This is a genomic window from Pantoea sp. E956-1, from assembly GCF_982223955.1.
This window is the reverse complement of the sequence record NZ_CEUYZP010000132.1, coordinates 1-255: the sequence shown is the minus strand read 5'-3', so window position 1 is coordinate 255 and position 255 is coordinate 1. Positions and strand designations below refer to the sequence as shown.

The following is a 255-nucleotide window of genomic DNA, read 5'->3' as shown; positions in this document are numbered from 1 at the left end:
CTGGTTGGAAATCTGGGTCAGGATCCGGAAGTGCGTTACCTGCCCAATGGTGGCGCGGTGGCAAACATCACGCTGGCAACCTCTGAGAGTTGGCGCGATAAGCAGACAGGTGAGAACAAGGAAGTAATTGAATGGCACCGCGTAGTGCTGTTTGGGAAGCTTGCTGAGGTTGCAGGTGAATACCTTCGCAAAGGTTCGCAGGTCTATATCGAAGGCCAGCTACGCACCCGCAAGTGGCAGGACCAGGGCGGACAG

General features: G+C 56.1%; 1 pseudogene. It reads left to right on the top strand.

What is annotated here, in order from left to right:
* Positions 1-255, top strand: a pseudogene (gene ssb1, locus AC0T7J_RS25620) (single-stranded DNA-binding protein SSB1); the annotation flags it as partial.